2 protein-coding genes and 1 pseudogene are annotated in these 3,014 nt (G+C 72.3%); all 3 read left to right on the forward strand.

The annotated features are described in order from the left end of the window. A partial coding sequence (locus GXP76_RS34920; protein ID WP_242575633.1) for a PP2C family serine/threonine-protein phosphatase occupies positions 1–962 on the forward strand: 962 nt, incomplete at its 5' end. Positions 963–1,105: 143 nt separating this feature from the next. After that, positions 1,106–2,452: a VWA domain-containing protein gene (locus GXP76_RS34925; protein ID WP_242575634.1), complete on the forward strand. Its 1,347-nt coding sequence runs from the start codon at positions 1,106–1,108 to the stop codon at positions 2,450–2,452. A 66-nt stretch (positions 2,453–2,518) separates the two neighbouring features. Then, positions 2,519–3,014, forward strand: a pseudogene (locus GXP76_RS34930) (forkhead-associated protein); the annotation flags it as partial.

Raw genomic sequence — 3,014 nt, forward strand, 5'->3', positions numbered from 1 at the left:
CGGCGCCGCCCGCCGCCCCGGCCGGCACGAAACTCTGCGTGGCCTGCCGCGCCGGCCATGTCGACACCGACGGCTACTGCGAGAACTGCGGTCACGCCCAGCCCCGTGAACGCGACCACGTGGAGCAGGAGTTGGACGCCGTCGCGGCGGTCAGCGACCGCGGACTGCGCCATCACCGCAACGAGGACGCGTTCGCCGTGTCGTCGGCGGCCCTGCCGGACGGCTCACCGGCCGTGATCGCGATCGTCTGCGACGGCGTGTCGTCGGCGACCCGCCCCGACGAGGCGTCGGCGGCGGCCTCGGCCACCGCCAACGAGGTGCTGCTGGCGGCGCTGCCGCGCGGCACGCATCCGCAGCAGGCGATGCACGAGGCGATCGTGGCGGCCGCCGAGGCCGTCAACCTCCTTGCCACCCGGCCGGGTCGGGCCGGCGACCACGAGGCCGCGCACCGCGCGCAGAACGCGCCCGCGTGCACGATCGTCGGCGCGGTCGTGGCGAGCGGCCTGCTGGTCGTCGGCTGGGTCGGCGACAGCCGCGCCTACTGGGTGCCCGACGACCGCACCGGCCCGCCCGCGCGGCTCACCGAGGACGACTCCTGGGCGGCCCAGATGGTCGCCGCGGGCCTGATGAACGAGGCGGAGGCGTACGCGGACGAACGCGCCCACGCCATCACCGGCTGGCTCGGCGCCGACGCGTACGAACTCGAACCGCACACGGCGTCCTTCAAACCGGACCGCCCCGGTGTCGTGGTGGTGTGCACGGACGGCCTGTGGAACTACGCGGAGAGCCCGCAGGACATGGCCCGGGTCCTGCCTCCCGACGCCGCCGGACGGCCCCTGCACAGCGCCCAGGTGCTGGTCGGCCACGCGCTCGACGGTGGGGGCCACGACAACGTAACAGTGGCCCTCCTGCCGTTCGCCGTACCGCAGCAAGGGGCAGGATCCGCCTACAGCCCGGCCTGAGCACCCCACTGCCCGGACCACCGGACCGGGGCGGCGACCCGGGCCTGCGCCCGGTCCGACCCCGGGAGCACGCCGGCCCGTTGCCCTGTTGTCCCTCTCACGTCTTAGTTTTCTGCCAGTGGAGCGTCAAGGAGCCGATACAGATGGCGAACTTCTCCAAGTCGACAGTGCCGCAGTTCTCCGTCGAGGTGTACCAGAACGAGTTCCTGCCGGAGGGCGGGCGCGAGGTGAACGCGATCGTGACGGTCACGTCCACCGGGGGAGGTACGAGCGGCGGGGCGCCGCTCACGGGAGCGTCCCCGGTATCGACGGCGCCGGGCCCGAACGCGGCCGTGGTGATCATGGTCGACTGCTCGGGGTCGATGGACTATCCGCCGACGAAGATGCGCAACGCGCGCGATGCCACGTCCGCCGCCGTCGACACGCTGCGCGACGGTGTCGCCTTCGCCGTGGTGGCCGGTACGCACGTGGCCAAGGAGGTCTACCCGGGCGAAGGCCGGCTCGCGGTCGCGGACGCCAACACCCGCGCGGAGGCCAAGAACGCCCTGCGCAAGCTGAGCGCGGGCGGCGGTACGGCCATCGGCACCTGGCTGCGGCTCGCGGACCGGCTGCTGGCCTCGGCCGACGTGTCGATCAGGCACGGCATCCTGCTCACCGACGGCCGTAACGAGCACGAGACCCCGGAGGACCTGCGCGCCTCGCTCGACGCCTGTGCGGGCCGATTCACGTGTGACGCCCGGGGTGTCGGCACGGACTGGGTGGTGAAGGAGGTCACGGGCATCGCCTCGGCGATGCTCGGTACGGCGGACATCGTGGCCGATCCCTCGGGCCTGGCCGCCGACTTCACCGAGATGATGGAGAACGCGATGGGCAAGGAGGTCGCGGACGTGGCGCTGCGGCTCTGGACACCCGTCGGCGTGGAGATCAAGTTCGTCAAGCAGGTGGCGCCGACGGTCGAGGAGCTGACCGGGCGGCGTACGGAGGCCAACGCCCGTGCGGGGGACTATCCGACCGGTTCCTGGGGCGACGAGTCCCGTGACTACCACGTATGTGTCCAGGTCCCGGAGGCGGGCGTCGGCCAGGAGATGCTGGCGGCCCGGGTCTCGCTGATCCTCCCCGCCGCCGACGGCACGTCACAGGTGCTGTCCCAGGGGCTGGTACGGGCGGTGTGGACCGACGACATGGTGGCGTCGACGTCCATCAATCCGCAGGTCGCGCACTACACGGGCCAGGCCGAACTGGCGCAGGTCATCCAACAGGGCCTGGAGGCCCGTAAGTCGGGGGACTTCGACGGCGCGACGGCCAAACTGGGGCGCGCGGTACAGCTCGCGTCGGACTCCGGGAACGCCGATACGGCGAAATTGCTTTCGAAGGTGGTGGACGTGGTCGATGCGGCGACGGGTACTGTGCGACTGAAAGCGAAGGTCGCGGACGCGGACGAGATGACACTGGAAACTCGTTCGACGAAAACAGTTCGCGTCAAGAAGTAGCCGAAATCGGCACCTGCCGATCAACCGCGGCCTGCGGGCCGGACGAGGAGAGGGGGAAGCGCCGACATGCCGACTTGCCCGAACGGACACCAGTCGGGTTCCGACGACTGGTGCGAGGTCTGTGGCCATCGCATGGCCGGAGCCGGAGCTCCCGCCGGTTCGGTGCCGCCGCCTCCGCCGCCACCGCCCGCGCCCGGTTACGGCTACCCGCAGGACCCGAACGCGACGGCGCAGGCGGAGCTCTGCCCGCAGTGCCGCACCCCGCGCGAGGGCAACGCCCTGTTCTGCGAGGAGTGCCGGTGGAACTTCCTCACCAACACGGCGACCTCGTACACGCCGCTGGCCCCGCAGCACCAGCAGCCCGGCGGACCGGGTGGTCCCGGCGGGCCCGGTGGACCGCCGCCTCCGGGACTGAACCTGCCGCCGGGCTTCCAGGCCCAGCAGGCACCGCCCCGGCCGCCGGAGCCGTACGACTACCAGGGCTCGCGCCCCTCCCAGCTGAACCGGCCCGCCGAACCGCTGGTCCCCGACCAGCAGGGCGGACCCGGCGGACCCGGCCCGC

Source organism: Streptomyces sp. NP-1717 (assembly GCF_022695985.1).
In the GTDB taxonomy this organism is placed as follows: domain Bacteria; phylum Actinomycetota; class Actinomycetes; order Streptomycetales; family Streptomycetaceae; genus Streptomyces.